This is a genomic window from Stenotrophomonas sp. 05L413 (genome assembly GCF_056397945.1).
Genome location: NZ_JBFTOL010000001.1, coordinates 939245 through 957226 on the forward strand (window position 1 = coordinate 939245; position 17982 = coordinate 957226).

At 67.4% G+C, this 17982-nt stretch carries 15 protein-coding genes; 4 read left to right on the forward strand and 11 right to left on the reverse strand.

The features are described from left to right. Positions 1-62: 62 nt before the first annotated feature. From AC1DIQ_RS04130 to gap, 7 genes are all read right to left on the reverse strand, one after another. Positions 63-1067 (reverse strand): class I fructose-bisphosphate aldolase, encoded by a 1005-nt coding sequence (locus AC1DIQ_RS04130; protein WP_121039354.1) that lies wholly within the window; start codon positions 1065-1067, stop codon positions 63-65. A 246-nt stretch (positions 1068-1313) separates the two neighbouring features. Beyond that, positions 1314-2780 (reverse strand): pyruvate kinase, encoded by a 1467-nt coding sequence (gene pyk, locus AC1DIQ_RS04135; RefSeq protein ID WP_121039358.1) that lies wholly within the window; start codon positions 2778-2780, stop codon positions 1314-1316. Positions 2781-2993: 213 nt separating this feature from the next. Then, entirely contained in the window at positions 2994-3635 is a 642-nt protein-coding gene (locus tag AC1DIQ_RS04140; protein ID WP_152152514.1) for an HAD-IA family hydrolase, read from the reverse strand. Further along, on the reverse strand, positions 3632-4807 hold the full coding sequence (locus AC1DIQ_RS04145; RefSeq protein WP_478049466.1) for a phosphoglycerate kinase: 1176 nt from the start codon (positions 4805-4807) through the stop codon (positions 3632-3634). The genes AC1DIQ_RS04140 and AC1DIQ_RS04145 overlap by 4 nt, the downstream gene beginning before the upstream one ends. A 114-nt stretch (positions 4808-4921) precedes the next feature. Next, positions 4922-6298: a DUF3999 domain-containing protein gene (locus tag AC1DIQ_RS04150; RefSeq protein WP_478049467.1), complete on the reverse strand. Its 1377-nt coding sequence runs from the start codon at positions 6296-6298 to the stop codon at positions 4922-4924. Further along, positions 6298-8970 (reverse strand): DUF2339 domain-containing protein, encoded by a 2673-nt coding sequence (locus AC1DIQ_RS04155; RefSeq protein ID WP_478049468.1) that lies wholly within the window; start codon positions 8968-8970, stop codon positions 6298-6300. Before AC1DIQ_RS04155 ends, AC1DIQ_RS04150 begins: the two co-directional genes overlap by 1 nt. Before the next feature lie 176 nt (positions 8971-9146). Beyond that, positions 9147-10148, reverse strand: a complete 1002-nt coding sequence (gene gap / locus AC1DIQ_RS04160; RefSeq protein ID WP_121039371.1) for a type I glyceraldehyde-3-phosphate dehydrogenase — start codon at positions 10146-10148, stop codon at positions 9147-9149. A 200-nt stretch (positions 10149-10348) separates the two neighbouring features. Between gap and AC1DIQ_RS04165 the strand changes: the two genes are divergently transcribed. Further along, a complete protein-coding gene (locus tag AC1DIQ_RS04165; protein WP_478049469.1) occupies positions 10349-10978 on the forward strand; it encodes an OmpW/AlkL family protein in 630 nt (209 codons plus the stop codon). Positions 10979-11056: 78 nt separating this feature from the next. Here the strand turns inward: AC1DIQ_RS04165 and AC1DIQ_RS04170 are convergent, their stop codons facing one another. After that, the gene (locus tag AC1DIQ_RS04170) at positions 11057-11755 is read right to left on the reverse strand and encodes an aspartate/glutamate racemase family protein (RefSeq protein ID WP_478049470.1); all 699 of its coding nucleotides are present in this window, start codon (positions 11753-11755) and stop codon (positions 11057-11059) included. A 119-nt stretch (positions 11756-11874) separates the two neighbouring features. On the opposite strand from AC1DIQ_RS04170, the gene AC1DIQ_RS04175 reads away from it, so the two are divergent. Both AC1DIQ_RS04175 and AC1DIQ_RS04180 read left to right on the forward strand, forming a co-directional pair. Further along, positions 11875-12690, forward strand: a complete 816-nt coding sequence (locus AC1DIQ_RS04175) for a S1/P1 nuclease (protein WP_282259022.1) — start codon at positions 11875-11877, stop codon at positions 12688-12690. A 10-nt stretch (positions 12691-12700) separates the two neighbouring features. Beyond that, positions 12701-13507: an MBL fold metallo-hydrolase gene (locus AC1DIQ_RS04180; protein WP_478049471.1), complete on the forward strand. Its 807-nt coding sequence runs from the start codon at positions 12701-12703 to the stop codon at positions 13505-13507. A 57-nt stretch (positions 13508-13564) separates the two neighbouring features. Here the strand turns inward: AC1DIQ_RS04180 and AC1DIQ_RS04185 are convergent, their stop codons facing one another. From AC1DIQ_RS04185 to AC1DIQ_RS04195, 3 genes are read right to left on the reverse strand one after another with little or no spacing between them, the layout of a single operon-like run. Continuing rightward, positions 13565-14134 (reverse strand): hypothetical protein, encoded by a 570-nt coding sequence (locus tag AC1DIQ_RS04185; protein ID WP_121039385.1) that lies wholly within the window; start codon positions 14132-14134, stop codon positions 13565-13567. Beyond that, complete coding sequence (locus AC1DIQ_RS04190; protein WP_282259028.1) at positions 14131-15336, reverse strand: M56 family metallopeptidase; 1206 nt, start codon at positions 15334-15336, stop codon at positions 14131-14133. The genes AC1DIQ_RS04185 and AC1DIQ_RS04190 overlap by 4 nt, the downstream gene beginning before the upstream one ends. After that, positions 15329-15694 (reverse strand): BlaI/MecI/CopY family transcriptional regulator, encoded by a 366-nt coding sequence (locus tag AC1DIQ_RS04195; protein WP_121039391.1) that lies wholly within the window; start codon positions 15692-15694, stop codon positions 15329-15331. The genes AC1DIQ_RS04190 and AC1DIQ_RS04195 overlap by 8 nt, the downstream gene beginning before the upstream one ends. Positions 15695-15908: 214 nt before the next feature. On the opposite strand from AC1DIQ_RS04195, the gene AC1DIQ_RS04200 reads away from it, so the two are divergent. Continuing rightward, entirely contained in the window at positions 15909-17861 is a 1953-nt protein-coding gene (locus tag AC1DIQ_RS04200; RefSeq protein WP_121039394.1) for an acetyl-CoA hydrolase/transferase C-terminal domain-containing protein, read from the forward strand. The last annotated feature ends 121 nt before the right edge of the window (positions 17862-17982 follow it).

A 17982-nucleotide genomic window follows, 5' to 3' on the forward strand; every position in this document is an offset into this window, starting at 1 on the left:
AACGCGCAAACAAAAACGCCGGCACAAGGCCGGCATTTCCGTTGACGGTGGTCAGGCGTGAATCAGCCGTTCCACTTGCCCAGGGCGGCTTGGCCGTTTTCCTTGGCGCGATCGAAGATCGTCTGCTGCGCCTTGGCGACGTTGGCCTTGGTGTCCTTGGCCCACAGCTTCAGCGCAGCCTGCTGCATGGCGCGGCCGTAGGAGAAGCTCAGCGGCCACGGCAGGTTGCCCATCTGGTTCATGGCGTTCAGATGCGCGGTGGACTGCTCATCGCTCTGGCCACCGGACAGGAACACCACGCCCGGCAGGATCGCCGGCACGGTGCTCTTGAGGCACATCACGGTCGACTCGGCCACTTCCTCGACGTCGGCCTGCTCTTCGCAGCCCTTGCCGGAGATGACCATCGAGGCCTTCAGGATGGTGCCTTCCAGCAGCACGTTCTGCTGGTACAGCGCGTCGAACAGCGAACGCAGGGTCGCTTCGGTGACTTCGTAGCAGGTCTCGATGTCGTGGTCGCCGTCCATGATCACTTCCGGCTCGACCATCGGCACCAGGCCGCATTCCTGGCACAGCGCCGCATAACGGGCCAGCGCGTGGGCGTTGGACTCGATGCAGGTACCCGACGGGATGCTTTCACCGATGTTGATGACCGCACGCCACTTGGCGAAGCGCGCACCCAGCTTGTAGTACTCCTGCAGGCGCTCGCGCAGGCCGTCCAGGCCTTCGGTGACCAGCTCGCCCGGGCAGCCGGCCAGGGCATGGGCGCCCTTGTCGACCTTGATGCCCGGAATGATGCCCTGGGCGGCCATGTACTTGGCGAACGGGACGCCGTCCTTGGTGGACTGACGGATGGTCTCGTCGTACAGGATCGCGCCGGAGATGTGCTCGTTCAGCTTGGGCGTGGTGAGCAGCAGTTCGCGGTAGGCGCGACGGTTCTCCTCGGTGTTCTCCAGGCCGACGCTGGCGAAGCGCTTGCCGATGGTGCCGGTGGATTCGTCGATCGCGATGATGCCCTTGCCCGGGGCGACCATGGCCTGTGCGGTTTCAGCCAGCTGTTCGATGCTCATGTACTTCCTGTGGCGGGTGCGGGAAAACGCCAATTATAGACCCCGCCTCCCGTGAACTGGCCGTCCACGGAATCTGGAAACGATTCCATCCCTAAACGGGCCCAGGGGAGCGAATGTGTCTGGGGGAAAGCCCCCTGAGTGAGGGGGCGGCCGCGAAGCGGCGGGGGTCTGGGAGAGGGTAAGAAGGGGCCCACGGTTTGCAGCGCAAACCGTGGGGCGACAGCGCGTATGCGATGACGCGTACCCTTAGAGTTCGCCCAGGCCGCTCGCACGGCCGTCTTCGCCCACTTCCAGCAGGCGCAGCGTGTTCGTGGCGCCATGGGTTTCCATGTGCTCGCCGCTGGTGAAGACGACGCGGTCGCCGCTCTGCAGCTGGTTGGCTTCGAACAGCAGGCGGATGCTGCCGCGCGCGGCTTCGCGCGGGGTCAGGCCGCGGCTGTCGAAGTTGATCGGGAACACATCGCGCATCAGCGCCATCTGGCGGCGGGCGCCGTCATGGCGGGTCACCGCGAACACCGGTGCCGAGGCACGGAAGCGCGACAGGTACCGCGCGGTGCCACCGGATTCGGTCATCGCCACGATCGCGCGCACGCCTACGTGCTGGGACAGGAACATGGTGGCCATGGCGATCGCCTGGTCGGCACGTTCCAGATTGCGCGGCGAGGCGCCGAAATCGGTCTCGGTCTGGAACTGGCGTTCGGCACCGAGGCAGATACGCGCCATCGCTTCGACCGCCTTGACCGGGTACATGCCCGCGGCGGTTTCGGCCGAGAGCATCACCGCATCGGTACCGTCGATGACCGAGTTGGCCACGTCCAGCACTTCGGCGCGGGTCGGGATCGGGCTTTCGACCATCGACTGCAGCATCTGGGTGGCGGTGATCACCACCTTGTTCTGCGCCAGCGAGGCCTTGATGATTTTCTTCTGCAGGCCCGGCAGTTCGGCATCGCCGATTTCCACGCCCAGATCACCACGCGCGACCATGACCACGTCACTGGCGTCGACGATCTCTTCCAGGTTGTCGATCGCTTCGGTGCGCTCGATCTTGGAAACCAGCGCGGCGTAGCAGCCGTGCGACTCGGCGATCTCGCGCGCGTCGTTCATGTCCTGCGCATTGCGGCAGAAGGAGACGGCGATGAAATCCACGCCGATCTTGGCCACGATGCCGATCAGTTCCTTGTCGCGCTCGGTCAGCGCGCCCAGCGACAGGCCACCGCCCTGCTTGTTCAGGCCCTTGCGGTCGGACAGCACGCCATCGTTGAGCACGGTGTTGATGATGCGCTCGCCCTGCACTTCGGTGACCTGCAGCTGCATCAGGCCATCGTCGAGCAGCAGGATGTCACCGGCCACCACGTCCTGCGGCAGGCCGAGGTAGCTCACGCCCACCTGGGTGGTGTCGCCGGCCGGTGCGTTCGGTGAGGCGACCAGGTCGAAGCGGTCGCCCGCCTTGAGCTTGATCTTGCCTTCGGCGAAACGCTCGATGCGGATCTTCGGGCCCGGCAGATCGGCCAGGATGCCCACTTCCACGCCCACGCGGGCGGCGGCGGCACGTACATCGGCAGCGCGCTTGGCCTGGCCGGACGGGTCACCGTGGCTGAAGTTGAGGCGAACCACGTTCACGCCGGCGCGGAAGAGATCCTCCAGCACGCCCGGCGGGTCGGTCGCCGGTCCGAGGGTGGCAAGGATCTTGGTGCGACGCTGACGCTCAATCATGGTTAATGGGCTCCCGTTAAAGGAGTGAAATTAGCACACCCATCACGTCCCATGAATACGATTACACCGCTGGCACGCTTGGGTTTCACCGTTGTCCTGCAGACAGCCCGAGACGACCGGGCGGACAGTCATCTGACCGCCCGCCGGCCAGCGCCAATCGCGGCGGGGCTTTGCGCAGGACATGCGGCGGCGTACGGATCGCCGCCGCGGCCCTCAATCGATCAGGGTGAGCAGGTCGTCCGGTGCCTGCGCGAGGTGCGCCGCCCCGGCCGCTGTGAGCTCTTCGGCACCGCCGAAGCCCCACAACACGCCGATATTGCGCAGCCCGTGATGACGCGCGCCTTCGATATCCATGCGCCGGTCGCCGATCATCCAGCACTGCGCCGGGGTCAGCGACAGCCGGCGCAGGGCCTCGGCCACCAGCTGCGGCTTCTCGCTGCGGCTGCCATCCGGGGTCGCGCCGATCACGTCCTCGAAGCAGTCACCGAACGGCAGGTGCTCGACGATGCGCCGGGCGTGCGGCTCGTTCTTGGCGGTGACGATCGCCAGCCGATGGCCGCGATCCTTCAAGGCCTGCACGACCTGGCCGATCCGCGGGTAGACCTCATGCTCGCGCCAGCCGACCACGTCGAAGCGCTCGCGGTAATACGTCACCGCCTGTTCGACCTGGGCCGGATCGTTGAACAACGGCGCGAAGCTGGTGCGCAACGACGGCCCGATCCAGCGCCGCAGTTCGGCCTGTGGCGGGACCGGTTGGCCCATCTGCGTGAGCGCATGCGCCACGCACCCGGTGATCCCGACGGCCGAATCGATCAGCGTGCCGTCGAGATCGAAGAACAGCACAGCGCGGCTCACGAGCCGCGGGCCTCCAGCGCGGCGACGGCCGGCAAGGTCTTGCCTTCCAGGAACTCCAGGAACGCGCCGCCACCGGTGGAGATGTAGCTCACCTCGCCGGCGATGTCGTACTTGTCCACCGCGGCCAGGGTGTCGCCGCCGCCGGCGATCGAGAACGCCGGCGAGGCCGCGATGGCACGGGCCAGCGATTCGGTGCCATGGCTGAAGGCCTCGAACTCGAACACGCCGACCGGGCCGTTCCAGACCACGGTGCCGGCCTTGGCGATCAGGCCCGCGTAGTGCTGGGCCGTCTCCGGGCCGATATCCAGGATCAGGTCATCCTCGGCCACGTCGGCGACGGCCTTCACCGTGGCGTCGGCGTCCGGCAGGAACTGCTTGGCCACCACCACGTCGGTCGGCAGCGGGATGTCGGCGCCACGCGCCTTGGCATCGGCGACGATCTTCTTGGCGGTGTCCAGCAGGTCCGGCTCATACAGCGACTTGCCGACCGGGTAACCGGCGGCCGCGATGAAGGTGTTGGCGATGCCACCGCCGACGATCAGCTGGTCGACCTTGCCGACCAGGCTGGAGAGCAGTTCGAGCTTGGTGCTGACCTTGCTGCCGGCCACGATCGCCAGCAGCGGCGGGGCCGGGGCGAGCAGCGCCTTGGCCAGCGCGTCCAGTTCGGCCATCAGCAGCGGACCGCCAGCGGCGACCGGAGCGAAGCGGATCACGCCGTGGGTGGAGGCCTGCGCGCGGTGCGCGGTGCCGAAGGCATCCATGACGAACACATCGCACAGCGCGGCGTACTTCTTCGCCAGCGCTTCATCGTCCTTGCCTTCGCCGACATTCATGCGGCAGTTTTCCAGCAGCACGATGGAACCCGGTGCGACGTCCACGCCATCGACCCAATCACGCACCAGCGGCACCTGGACACCCAGCAGCTGCGACAGGCGCAGCGCCACCGGGGCCAGCGATTCGGCTTCACTCCACACGCCTTCCTTCGGACGCCCCAGGTGCGAGGTCACCATCACGGCGGCGCCCTTCTCCAGCGCCAGCTTCAGCGTCGGCAGCGACGCGGTGATGCGCTGCTCGGAGGTGATCTGGCCGTTGTCGATCGGCACGTTCAGATCCTGGCGGATCAGCACGCGCTTGCCGGAGAGATCGAGGTCGGTCATGCGAACGATGGACATAAGCAACTCTTTGGCTCTGAAGAAGGAAGGGCGCCGTGCGGCGCAGACGATCATTGTCCCGGCTGAGCGGGTGCATCGCAAATCCATAACAGGGACGGAGGTAGTTAAGCGCGCTTAACTACCCCCGTCCCCGTTAAGACGCGGCTGGCGCAGCAGGCTGACCGCGAAGCCACCGACGATCAGCACGCCGATCACCAGCAGCGCCCACAGCAGCCACTGTTTCCAGTCGCGCTGCGGGGCCACTGCGGCATCGCCGGCGAGTACTTCCGGTGCGCCCTGCACGCTTGCCTGCGCCGGTTGCCACTGCGCGCCATGCTGCTCGCGCAGCTGCGCGATCACCGTGGCCACCGGCGCATCCTGGCGCTCGGCACGCACGCTGCCGGCGGCCACCGCAAACGGCGGCTCGCCCTGGCTGAGGAACACCAGCGCTTCGGGCTGGTAGCCAAGCTTGAGCGTCGGTGCCGGCATCGACTGCGGCTGGCCGGCCACCAGCTTCCAGTAACGATCACGCGTACTGCGTGCCAGTGGCTGGGTCTGCGATTGGCGACGGTCGGCGGCGTCCTGCAGCTGATAGGCCACCCACGGGCCGGCGCGCACCTGCCACGGTTGATCGGCATCGTCGCGGCTCAACAGCGTCCACTGCAGCACGCTGTTGTCGGCGGTGGCGATATCGGCCTGCGCGATCGGGAAGCGCCCGTCCAGCTGATACTCGAACTCGCCGGGTTTGCCGGCGGTACCGGTCAGCGACTGCCAGCGCCACGCGATCGCCTGCGCGGCCGGCGCCAACTCGGCCTGCACCGTGGACAGCGCCGGCAGGGCATCGGCGCCGATCGGCAGGATCCGGAAGTACTTGGCCTGGCGCGCGATCTCGATGCGGCGCTGCTGCAGGCGGCGGCCTTCGTGCTGCAGGTCCACCAGCGGCACATCGTCGGCGATGCGCAGCCAATCGCGCAGATCGTTGCTCATCTCCACGCGAACGCGCGCCTGCAGTGGCGACTGTGTCTGCCAGTCCAGGCGCAGCGCCTGCACGCCGGTCTTCAGCGCGCTGGCGTCGATCAGCCAGCCGGCCGGTTGCCCGGCCGCGCCACCGCGTCCCAGCCGCGCTTCCACCCGGCGCACGCTGCCGTCGGTATTGCGCTCGGTCAGCAGCTGCAGATCATCGCCGGAGGTACCGGCCATCGGCGGCAATGGGAACCAGGACAGCGTCTGCCATTGTGGCGCCTGCGCCAGTGGCTGATCGGCAGCCAGCAGCGCCGAAGGCAGTGCCTGGCCTTGTGCGTTGAACACCTGCACGTCGGCCAGGCGTGGCGACACCGCAGTGCGGTAGACGCCATCGTCGAGCGTCAGCCGGTAGGCACCGGCCTGCGGCTGCGCGAGCTGCAGCGGCCATTGCTGGCGATAGGCCTGGCGGTCATCGGCGGCCTGGGCCTGGGCCTGCGCAAGCGCCGGAAGCGCCAGCGCGGTGAAGAGGATCAGCGGGCGAAAGGTCATCAAGACTGCGGCTCCACGGCGGGGTCCGGCGCGCGCGGCGGCGCCGGTGCCAGATAGCCCACGACCGTGCACAGCAGGCCGTAGGCGATGAAAGAAGAAATGCCCAACAGGTTGCCCAGGTGCTGGCGGTCGATCAGCACCAGCTTGGCCAGCACCACGCCCATCAGCACCGCGCCGACCAGCCACAGCACGCGTTGCCCGCGGCGCGAACCCCACACCCAGCTGATCACGCCGAGCACGCTCCACACCACGGTCAGGCTGGTCTGGGCGAGGGTCGAAGACCACAAGCGCTCGTTCCACGGCACCCCGCCCCAGTGATGCACGGCGTGCAGGGTGATGCTGGTCAGGGCGACGAAGCCGGCAATCGCCAGCACCGGTATGCGCATCGCACGCAGGCCATCCGGCGCCTGCGCAGACCACAGCCAGCGCGCAGCGAGCACCAGAACGGCGATCTGCGCCAGTTCCACCGGGTTGAGCAGCGGCAGCCACGGCAGCGGTGCTGCGCCGGCCGGGACCAGCAACAGGCCCGCCCAGCTCACGCCAAGCACCGCGAACAACGTGCCCTGCAGCGGCGTGCGCATCGGATCGAAGCGTTCGCCAAGCGGCACCGTCAGCCAGCGCCAGCGCAACAGCGCCACGGCGGTGACGAGCAGCCACGGCAACAGCATCAGGGCCAGGCCCCAACCCTGTGCCAGCGCGAAACGGTCGGCCAGCCACAGGCAGGCCAGCGACACCACGGACGGCCACAGCAACCACCACAGGAACTGCGCCGCCAGCGACGTGCGGTCGTCGCCTTCGCGCAGACACCACAGGCTGCGCACGCCCAGCAGCGCGAACACCGCCCAGGCCAGTGCGCCATAACCGGCGAACGGCTGGTCATGCACATCGGCCTGCCACAGCGCCAACGGGAACGCAGCCAGCACCATCGCCAGCGTGGTGAGCACCAGTGCGCGTGCCGGCCAGCGCCGATGCATCTCGGCGGCCAGCCAACCGGTGACGGCCGCGGCGATCAGCAGCGCATCGGGCTCGCTGCGGTGGGCGACGAAGCGCAGGATCTCGTGGCTGATACTGCCCAGCCACCACAGCAAGCCCCACAGGTAGTACACGATGGCCGGCGACTGCTGCTGCGCGCGGCGATAGCTGAAGGCCGCCGCGAAACCAGCCACCGCCAGCAGCAGGCCGCTCATGAAGGTCGGGTTGGCGATGGCCGTGGCGTCCAGATGCCAGTAATCGGCGCCGACCACGAAGCCGAACGCGGCGCCCAGGGTCAACAACGCACCGGTGACCTGCGGCAGCCAGCGCTGCTGTCGCAGCCCCAGCCAGGCCAGGGCCGCCCCTTCCAGCGCGAACACGCTGGCGGTGGCCCGTGCAGACAGCGCCAGCGGCACCGCCAGCGTCGCAAAGCCCACCGCGAGCACCGCATGCGACTGACCCAGTGCGGCATAGCGCTCGCGCTTGATCAGCACCCACGCCAATCCCGCATACAACGCGGCCAGTGCCAGCGAGCACAACGCCAGCAGCAGGCGATCGTCGTGCAGCAGACCGGCCTGCAACGAAAACGCGATCAGCGGCGTACCGAACACCAGGCTGCCATCGATCAGATCGCGTTTCTCCGCACGCTGCCGGCGCGCATAGAGGATCGGAATCAGCAGGTAGAAGGCGAAGAACAGCAGCAGGAACGGCTCGGTGCTGGCGAACTTGTCCGGGCTGTACTGGAGCACGCCCCAGGCGGTACCGATGCCGAAGGTGAAGGCAAAGCCGAGCAGGTTCAGCGCGCGCCACGGTCGCCACCAGGCAATCGCCAGGATCGCCGCATTGAGCACCGCGTAATACGAGAACAGCGCGACATGATTGCCGCTGCCGGTGGACAGCCAGATCGGCGCCATGAAGCCGGCCAGGATGCCGAGCACGGCCAGCGTGCGCGAGTTCTGCACCACCGCCAGCACGCCCATGCCGGCGATCAGCAGCACACTGAGCGCGAACGCCGGCGCGGCGGGGATCAGGTCATAGCGCTTGAACGCGGCGAAAATGGTCAGCAGCAGGATGCCGATTGCCCCGCCCTGCAGCGCCAGCGCGAACAGGTGCCGGGTATCGCGCTGCACCCAGCCGAACACCAGCCCGGCCAGCGCCGCCAGCGCGATGGCGGCCAGGCGCAGCTCGATCGGTGCGTTCAACCAGCCCTGGTCGCTGGCGTACTTGAGCAGCGCGGCCACACCGGCCAGCAGCACCAGCATGCCGATCTTGACCGGCACATTGCCCTCGGTGAACCACTGTTTGAGGGTGCCGATGATGCGCTCGCCGATGCCCGGTCCCTGCGGTGCGGCAGGTGCCGGCGGTGGTGCAGACCGGGGCGGCAGCGGGGGCGGCTGCGCCGGTTCGTCCAGTGGCGCAACGCGGGCAGCGGGGGCAGTCACCGCAATGGGTGACGCGTCCGGTGTGCGCGGCGCGGCATCCAACGGCGGGGACACGGTGTCGACCGACGCAATGTCGGCCCAGCGCAGCGGCCGTTCGGGCGCGGCGGGTGCCGGCGTGGCGTCCCAGGCCGAGCCTGCCGCGCGTTGCTCCAGCGCGGCGACGCGGCGGCGCAGGCCGGCGATCATCACCAGCGCCACGATCAGCAGCAGCGGGATCGCCAGCAGTACCAGCACCAGCAGGACAATCAGAGCTTCCATTCCAGGCCATCCTCAAGAGGTCGCCCCGGCTGCACCCGGCAGGCGCAGTGCCAGGGCACGCGGGCCATGCTAAAGGATCGGCGGCACACGCGGGATCACGCCCTGGCGGGCGCCCCTGAAACGACAGACCCCGGCACGGGGCCGGGGTCTGTGGAATGACGCAGGGCAGCGCTGGCTTACGCCGCGACGACCTTGACCATTTCCAGGCACTTGTTGGAGTAGCCCCATTCGTTGTCGTACCACGACACCAGCTTGACGAAGGTGCTGTCCAGCGCGATGCCGGCATCGGCGTCGAACACCGAAGTGTGGGTTTCACCGCGGAAGTCGGTCGCCACGACCTTGTCTTCGGTGTAGCCCAGGATGCCCTTCAGCGCGCCTTCGCTCTGCGCCTTCACTTCAGCGCAGATCTCGGCGTAGGTGGCTTCCTTTTCCAGCTCGACGGTCAGATCGACCACCGACACGTCCGAGGTCGGCACGCGGAAGCTCATGCCGGTCAGCTTCTTGTTCAATTCCGGGATCACCACGCCGACGGCCTTGGCCGCACCGGTGGAGGACGGAATGATGTTTTCCAGGATGCCACGGCCACCGCGCCAGTCCTTGTTGGACGGGCCATCGACGGTCTTCTGGGTGGCGGTCGCGGCGTGCACGGTGGTCATCAGGCCACGCTTGATGCCCCACTTGTCGTTGATGACCTTGGCCAGCGGGGCCAGGCAGTTGGTGGTGCACGACGCGTTGGAGACGATCGCCTGGCCGGCATAGGTCTTGTCGTTCACGCCGAACACGAACATCGGGGTGTCGTCCTTCGACGGTGCCGACAGGATCACCTTCTTGGCGCCCGCGTCGATGTGCTTCTGCGCGGTTTCCTTGGTCAGGAACAGGCCGGTGGATTCGATGACGACGTCCACGCCGACCTCGTCCCACTTCAGGTTGGCCGGGTCGCGTTCCTGGGTCAGGCGGATCTTCTTGCCGTTGACCAGCAGGTCGTTGCCGGAGACTTCCACGTCGGCCTTGAAGCGGCCATGCACGGAGTCGTACTTCAGCATGTACGCCAGGTAGTCCGGCTCCAGCAGATCGTTGATGGCGACGATTTCGATGTCATTGCCGAAGTTCAGCACGGCCGAGCGCAGTACGTTGCGCCCGATGCGACCGAAACCGTTGATGCCAACCTTGATTGCCATGTTCACAAGCTCCTGCAGCCGCGACGGTGCGGCGCCGATGGAAAGGGGCGTTCATTCTAGCAGGGCCGGAACCGGCCCGGCCCGGGGAAGACGAATGGGAACCGGTTACAACGGTAAATACCCGGATTGATCCGGATCAAGGCGCGCAGGCGCATGGACGGGAAAACTGGCGCCATTCCAACCCGCCACGAGACCGTCTCATGCGCAAGACCTCCCCCCTCCTGCTCTCCAGCCTGGCCGCCGCCCTGGCGCTGGCCGCCGGCCCCGCCATGGCCCAGTCCAAGGGTGACTGGACGATCGGTGCCGGCGTGCACCAGGTCGCCCCGAAGTCCGACAACGGCTCGCTGGCCGGCGGCACGCTGAAGGTCGATGTGGACAATGACATCAAGCCGACCATCACCGGTGAGTACTTCATCGCCGACAACCTGGGCATCGAGCTCCTGGCCGCGCTGCCGTTCAAGCACGACATCAACATCGCCGGCCTGGGCAACGTGGGCAGCACCAAGCACCTGCCGCCGGTGGTGTCGCTGCAGTATCACTTCAACAGCAAGGGCAAGGTGTCCCCGTTCCTGGGCGCCGGCATCAACTACACCACGTTCTTCAGCGAGAAGACCGGCGGCGCGTTGGCTGGCAGCACGCTGAAGATGGAAGACTCCTGGGGCCTGGCCGCCCACGCCGGCCTGGATTTCGCGATCAACGACAAGGGCTCGCTGCGCGTTGATGTGCGCTGGATGGACATCGACAGCAAGGTGAAGCTCAACGGTGAAAAGATCGGCACCGTCAACATCGACCCGCTCGCCTACGGCGTGTCGTACGTGTTCAAGTTCTGATCGGCGGATCAGAACCCAACAAGGCAACACCCTCGCAGCAAGACAGTTTCCCCGGCTTCGGCCGGGGTTTTTTTTGGCTCATTCGGCCAACAGATGCCGCCCCGCCGCATGCGCATGCAGCGTGGTCGTATCGAACACCGGCACCGTTGCATCCTGCGCGCCGACCAGCAGCATGATCTCCGTGCAGCCCAGGATGATGCCCTGCGCACCGCGGTCCACCAGTCGCTGCATCACCGCCCGGTAGGTCTCGCGCGAGGCCGGCAGCACCTGCCCCTGCACCAGCTCGCCATAGATGATCCGATGCACCGCCGCGCGGTCATCGGCCTCGGGAATCAGCACCTCCAGGCCATGCGCCTGCGTGAGCCGCCCCGTGTAGAAATCCTGCTCCATGGTGAACGCCGTGCCCAGCAACCCCACCCGTTGCAGCCCGGCGGCCTTGATCGCCTCGGCCGTGGGATCGGCGATGTGCAGCAGGGGAATCGGGATCGCCGCCTGCACCGCGTCGGCCATGCGATGCATGGTGTTGGTGCAGATCACGATGGCCGTCGCACCCGCGCCCTGCAGGCGCTGGGCCGCATCGATCATCCGCTGGGTGGCGGTGTCCCAGTCGCCGGCATGCTGCAGTGCCTCGATCTCGGCGAAATCGAACGACCACAGCAGGATCCGGCCCGAGTGCAGGCCGCCCAAGGTGTCGCGCACGTGCGCGTTGATCAGGCGGTAATAGTGGGCCGAGCTTTCCCAGCTCATGCCGCCGATCAGGCCAACGATGTGGGCCATGGGGACCTCCGGATTCCGCCCGATGCGGGGACCCGGCGAGCCTAGCGCAAGCCGCCGGACGCTGCAGCCGGCCAGATCCCGGCAAGCCCGCGCGCGGCCGGCCCGCTAGAATGCCGCGGATGAAAATGCCTTCCCTGCTCCCGGCCACCGCCCTCGCGCTGGCCCTCACCTTCGTTTCCACCGATGCCCTGGCCTGGGGCGCACAGGGCCACCGCCTGGTGGCGCGGATCGCCGAGACCCGGCTGACCCCGCAGACCCAAGCCGAGGTTGACCGTCTGCTCGCCGCCGAGCCGGACCCGACACTGCACGCCATTGCCCCTTGGGCCGATCAGCTGCGCGCCAAGGATCCGGACCTGGGCAAGCGCTCGGCCGGCTGGCATTACGTCAACATCGGCGAAGACGATTGCCACTATGAAGTGCAGAAGCACTGCAAGAACGGCAACTGCGTGGTCGAGGCGCTGAAGGTACAGACCGCGATTCTCGGCGACCGCAGCAAGTCCGATGCAGAGCGCGCGCAGGCGCTGAAGTTCGTCGTGCATTTCGCCGGCGACATCCACCAGCCGATGCATGCCGGCTACGGCCACGACAAGGGTGGCAACGATTTCCAGGTGCAGTTCAACAACCGCGGTACCAACCTGCACTCGCTGTGGGACAGCGGCATGCTGAACGAGCAGACGCTGGATGACGACCAGTACCTCAAGCGCCTCCTCGCCCTGCCCAAGCCCGCATTCGGCAAGCGCTCCAACATCACTGTCGACGCCGCGCAGTGGGCCGAAGCCAGCTGCCGGATCGCCATTGCACCTGGCGTTTACCCGGACAAGCGTACGCTGGGCCCCAGCTATGCGGCGACCTACCGCCCGGTCGCCGAGCGCGAGCTGCGCGTGGCCGGTGAACGCTTGGCCGTGCTGCTCAACGACACCCTGGGCAAACGCTGAGGTCTGCACCATGTCACTGCACGTCGCCAGTTTCTTCCACCCGGACAGCCACACCTTCAGCTACGTGGTGCATGACCCGGCGACGTTGCAGGCGGCGGTGATCGACCCCGTGCTGGATTACGACCCGGACACCGATGTACTCGGCGCCGGGCCGCTGCAGCCGTTGCTTGCGCACGTGCGCGGGCACGGCCTGCAGGTGCGCTGGCTGCTGGACACCCATGCCCACGCCGACCATGTCAGCGCCGGGCGCTGGCTGAAATCCCAGTGGCCGGATGCGACGCTGGCGATGGGCCAGGGCATCGTGCAGGTGCAGCGCACCTTCGCGCCACGCTACGCGCTGGATGTACCGACCGATGGCTCGCAGTTCGACCATCTGTTCGCCGATGGCGAGCGCTTCACCCTCGGTGACATCGACGCCGAAGTGATCGCAGTGCCGGGGCACACCAGCGACAGCGTCGCCTATCGCATCGGCGATGCGCTGTTCACCGGCGACTCGCTGTTCATGCCCGACGGCGGCACCGCCCGCTGCGACTTCCCGGGCGGTGACGCGGCGCAGCTGTACCGCTCGATCCAACGGATGTTGGCATTGCCCGATGCGACCCGTGTGTTCATCTGTCACGACTACGGCCCAGGGGGCCGCGAGGTCGCCAATCAGACCACGATCGGCGCGCAGCGCGCGCACAACATCCACCTGCATGACGGCGTCAGCGAAGCCGAGTTTGTCGCCACGCGCCAGGCGCGCGATGCCACGCTGGCCGAACCGAAGCTGATGGAGCCTTCGGTGAAGGCGAACATACAGGGCGGTCCGGAAAGGTAGCGCCGGCCGCTGGCCGGCACCCCTTATTGCCCGGTTGGCACAGTACGCCTTACCTGTTCAGCGTCCTTGCCGGCGCACCACGTGCTGCCCTTTCACGATCTCGAACGTGAAGCCGTACAGCAGACTTACCGGCACCGGTTCGATGCGCTCGGCGCCCTCGCAGTTGCCCCGATCCGTCGGCACGCGCTGCGGAGTGAAATGACAGACGGCCGCGGGCACAAAGCGCCACATCGCCACCGCTTCCTGGGCAGCCTGCATGAGGGGCGCGTTCTCCGGCGCATTGCCGGCGGCACAGTCACTGCGATCGATCACTGGCAGACTGCGTTCGACCTTGCCTTCCGCATCGATCACCAGTTGCAGGCACACCGTCGTCGGTGCCAGCGCGCGGCGCGGATCGCGATCACCGACCGCCGGGTCCGGCCCCGCATTGAGCTGCGGCATCCGGTAACCTTCGGTCGGCCCCAGCTGATACGTCTCCACCTTTCCGCTCCCCTGAGCGCCGACGTTCGGATCCAGACGCTGGTGATCCACGTTCTCGGCACGCGTGTCCACCGTGGTCGACGAGGGGTGACTGGCACAGCCTGCCACCAGCATCGCCAGGACCACGGCCAGCGGCCCCCGCTTCACAGCGTCGGGTCCGACGCATCGAGTTCGAATGTCATCGGAATCTTCAACGCCGAGGCAACGGCCTGTCCATTCCGGCGCGCCGGTTCGAACGTCCATTGCTTGGCTGCAGCGATCGAGGCCTCGTCGAACACGCCGGCCGGTGTCGAACTGAGTACCCGGACATCGCCCGGCTTGCCAGCCGCATCGACCTCCACGCGCAACATCACGCTGCCGGAAATGCCCTGATCGAACGCCGCCTTGGGATACGTCGGCGGCGTCAGGTCACGGGCCTGCGCGCCCACATCGCTCGTTGCCGCTTTGGCCTGCGCCGGCTCGGCACCCGCGCCGCCCTGGCTGGCCCACGCCACGGTGCCCAGCCCGACACACAGCCCGACCACCAGCACTTGGCCGGTCATCCACGGCAATGCCTTCCGCTTGTGTTCCTTCAACATGGCAATACGCTCCTTCAACATCGGTTGGCTGCGCCAGTGGCAGGCCATCGGTGCAACCGGGTGGACCAACTGCGCCTTGAGCAGCGCGTTGGCGTAGAGCCGGCGCAGGGCCGGATGCGGATCGACCGTGCGCGCGTCGCAGGCCAGTTCCTGGTCACGCAGGAAGCGGCGCGCCGCCCACGGCAGCAACGGGTGGAACCAGAACACGCAACGCAGCGCGGCCAGCGCGGCGTTCGCCCAGGGATCGCCATGGCGGCGATGGCTCTGTTCGTGACGCAGGATCAGGTCCTGCTCGGCGGGGCTGAAGCGCTGCTCGAAGTCCGGGCCCACCACGATCCGCGGCCGCCACAGCCCAACCAGCGCCGGCAGGCCCGGGTCGCCACTGGCCTGCCAGCTGCCATCCGTGCGCGGCTGCAGCGCGCCCAGGGCATGCTCGAAGCGGCGCTGCGCGCGCCAACTGATGCCAGCCATCGCCACCGCGCCCAGCAGCCACACCGTCAACAGCAGCAGCGGCCACTGCGAGGCGTCGGTGGGCACGGCCGGCGCGCGCAGGGCCGAGGCCATGGCCATCACCGGGGCGGTCTCGGTGATCGTCAGCGGCGGCACCGGCAGGTACGGGACAATCAGCATCAGCGGCAGCAACCACCAGCTGCGGTAGGCCAGCGCTGCGCCCCCCAGGCGCAGCAGCAGGGGCCTGGCGGCGGCCACTACCAGCGTCGCCACCGACAGCCATACGCTGGCCTGCAGCAGTCCATCGAGCAGCTCAGTCATGGTCCAGCGCCTGGATCAGCTGCTTCAGTTCGGCGATGTCCTGCGCGCTGAGCTCGCCGCGCTGGCTGAAATGCGCCACCAGTGGCGCGATGCGGCCGTCGAAGACACGGCCCAGGAAGCCTTCGCTCTGCTCGGCCACCCAGGCCTGGCGCTGCAGCACCGGCGAGTACAGATACCGGCGCCCCTCACGGCCGGCGCTGATCGCGCCCTTGGTCAGCAGCCGGTTGAGCAGGGTCTTGATGGTGGGCTCGGCCCAGTCCCGGCTGGCCAGCGCGGCGACCACCTCGTCGGCGCCCAGCGGGTGGCTGCGCCACAGCACCTCCATTACCACGGCTTCGGCTTCACTGATCTGGCTCATCATTTACATCCGTAATCGACGATTCGATTACGCCCGTAATCAGCACCGGTGTCAACCCTTCGACGGCCGGTTCATGCAGCCGCTGCCAGCATCGGCGCATGCCCCACGGAGCCCTCGATGAGACGCTACCGACCATTCGATGAAGTCTCGCGTCGCCGTCTGTTCAAACCGGAAATGCTGTAATGACCCGCATGATTTCGCAGGATAGCGCCGCATGACCGAACACCTGACCGACCTGGACGCCGCCGTCGACTGGCTGCTGCAGCGGGTCGATGGCCCCCTGCGCATTGGCGCCCCACTCGCCCTGGGCAAGCCGCACCGGCTGCTCAACGCCCTGTATGCCCGTGTGGAAAACGACGCCTCGCGGCCGCTGCAGCTGTATACCGCGCTGTCACTGAACCCGCCGCGCGGCGGTGCCGGGCTGGAAGCACGCTTCATGAAGCCGTTCGCCGAGCGTCATTTCGGTGAGGACTTCCCGCGGCTGGCCTACGCCGATGCAATGGTGCGCGATCAGCTGCCGTCGCATGTGCAGGTGGAAGAGTTCTACATGCAGTCCGGCGCATTGTTGAATTCCTCGCAGGCCCAGCGCAGCTACACCAGCCTGAACTACACGCACGCCGCCGATGCGGTGGCGCAGCGCGCGCCGCATGCAATCGTGCAGAAAGTAGCGATGCGCGCGAATGATCGGCGCCTGTCGCTGTCGTGCAACAACGACATCACCCAGGACACACTGGATGCGATGGTCGCGCGCGGGCTGCCACGCCCGCTGATGATCGCCGAGATCGATCCGCAGCTGCCCTATCTGGCCGGCTCGGCCACGGTGGATGTGTCGTTCTTCGATCTGGTGATCACGCCCCCGGGGCCCTACCCGGCGCTGTTCGGCCTGCCCCGCCAACCGGTCAGCGATGCCGACTACGCGATCGGCCTGTACGCCAGCACGCTGGTGCGCGATGGCGGCACGCTGCAGATCGGCATCGGCACGCTGGCCGATGCGCTCAGCCATGCGCTGGTGCTGCGGCATACCGACAATGCGCGTTACCGCCAGATTCTGCAGGCGCTGGATCCCGGTCTGGCCAACCACCCGACCGTGCTGGAATGCGGTGGCCTGGAGCCGTTCGAGATCGGCCTGTATGGCTGCAGCGAAATGCTCAACGAAGGCTTCCGCCGGCTGGTCCAGACCGGGGTGATCCGGCGCAAGGTGCATGACGATCTGGCCTTGTTGCAGCGGATCGAGAACGGCACCGCGTGGACCACCGATTACGCCACGCTCGAGGCCGAGGGCGAGTACCTGCACGGCGCGTTCTACCTGGGCTCGCCGGAGTTCTACCAGTGGCTGCGCGACCTGCCCGATGAGGAACGCAGTGCGATCGGCATGCGCCGCATCAGCGAGATCAACCAGCTCTACGGCGGCGATGAAACGCTGGAGCGCATGCAGCGCCGCGATGCGCGCTTCTTCAACTCCTGCATGATGGCCACCGCGCTCGGCGCCGCCGTCTCCGATGCGCTGGAAGACGGCCGCGTGGTCTCCGGCGTGGGCGGCCAGTACAACTTCGTGGCGATGGCGCATGCCCTGCCCGGTGCACGCAGCGCGCTGATCTTCCGCGCCACCCGCGAGGACAAGGGCGTCCTGCACTCCAACGTGCGCTGGAACTACGGGCACGCCACGATCCCACGGCATCTGCGCGATCTGTACATCAACGAGTACGGCATCGCCGACCTGCGCAACATGACCGACGAGGACTGCGTGATCGCCATGGCTGCGATCACCGATGCACAGTTCCAGGCCGCTTTGCTGGACAAGGCGAAGGCCTCGAAGAAGCTGGCGACTGGTTTCACCGCGACCGGTGATGGGCAGCGCAACACGGCCGCCGCCGTCAGTGCCGCGCTGGCACCGTTCCGCCAGTCCGGCCTGCTGCCGGACTATCCGCTGGGCAGTGATTTCACCGAGGTCGAGCAGCATCTCGTCAAAGCTTTGGGCTGGCTCAAGCAGAACACCCAGACACCGATGGCCAAGCTGCGCACGGTGCTGTCAGCGGTGACGCAACCCGCCGGCGATGGCGATCAGGCCTATCTGCAGCGGATGGGGCTGGAGGCGCCGACGACGTTCGGCGAACGCATCGAGGCGCGGTTGCTGCGGCTGGGGTTGGCGCGCACTGCGGCCGGGTGATGTGTAGATCCACGCCATGCGCGGATCTACACTCGATCAAGGAGGGCGTGGTGTTTGCCCTTCAACACGCGAAAGGCCGGGGAGATCCCCGGCCTTTCGCGTTGCAGCTACCGGGCAGCGC

Bases quoted from the DNA above. Each gene is read 5' to 3' on its own strand.
- AC1DIQ_RS04130 (WP_121039354.1), bottom strand. From the start codon at position 1,067: ATGAGCATCGAACAGCTGGCTGAAACCGCACAGGCCATGGTCGCCCCG.
- pyk (WP_121039358.1), bottom strand. From the start codon at position 2,780: ATGATTGAGCGTCAGCGTCGCACCAAGATCCTTGCCACCCTCGGACCG.
- AC1DIQ_RS04145 (WP_478049466.1), bottom strand. From the start codon at position 4,807: ATGTCCATCGTTCGCATGACCGACCTCGATCTCTCCGGCAAGCGCGTG.
- AC1DIQ_RS04150 (WP_478049467.1), bottom strand. From the start codon at position 6,298: ATGACCTTTCGCCCGCTGATCCTCTTCACCGCGCTGGCGCTTCCGGCG.
- AC1DIQ_RS04155 (WP_478049468.1), bottom strand. From the start codon at position 8,970: ATGGAAGCTCTGATTGTCCTGCTGGTGCTGGTACTGCTGGCGATCCCG.
- gap (WP_121039371.1), bottom strand. From the start codon at position 10,148: ATGGCAATCAAGGTTGGCATCAACGGTTTCGGTCGCATCGGGCGCAAC.
- AC1DIQ_RS04165 (WP_478049469.1), top strand. From the start codon at position 10,349: ATGCGCAAGACCTCCCCCCTCCTGCTCTCCAGCCTGGCCGCCGCCCTG.
- AC1DIQ_RS04170 (WP_478049470.1), bottom strand. From the start codon at position 11,755: ATGGCCCACATCGTTGGCCTGATCGGCGGCATGAGCTGGGAAAGCTCG.
- AC1DIQ_RS04175 (WP_282259022.1), top strand. From the start codon at position 11,875: ATGAAAATGCCTTCCCTGCTCCCGGCCACCGCCCTCGCGCTGGCCCTC.
- AC1DIQ_RS04180 (WP_478049471.1), top strand. From the start codon at position 12,701: ATGTCACTGCACGTCGCCAGTTTCTTCCACCCGGACAGCCACACCTTC.
- AC1DIQ_RS04190 (WP_282259028.1), bottom strand. From the start codon at position 15,336: ATGACTGAGCTGCTCGATGGACTGCTGCAGGCCAGCGTATGGCTGTCG.
- AC1DIQ_RS04195 (WP_121039391.1), bottom strand. From the start codon at position 15,694: ATGAGCCAGATCAGTGAAGCCGAAGCCGTGGTAATGGAGGTGCTGTGG.
- AC1DIQ_RS04200 (WP_121039394.1), top strand. From the start codon at position 15,909: ATGACCGAACACCTGACCGACCTGGACGCCGCCGTCGACTGGCTGCTG.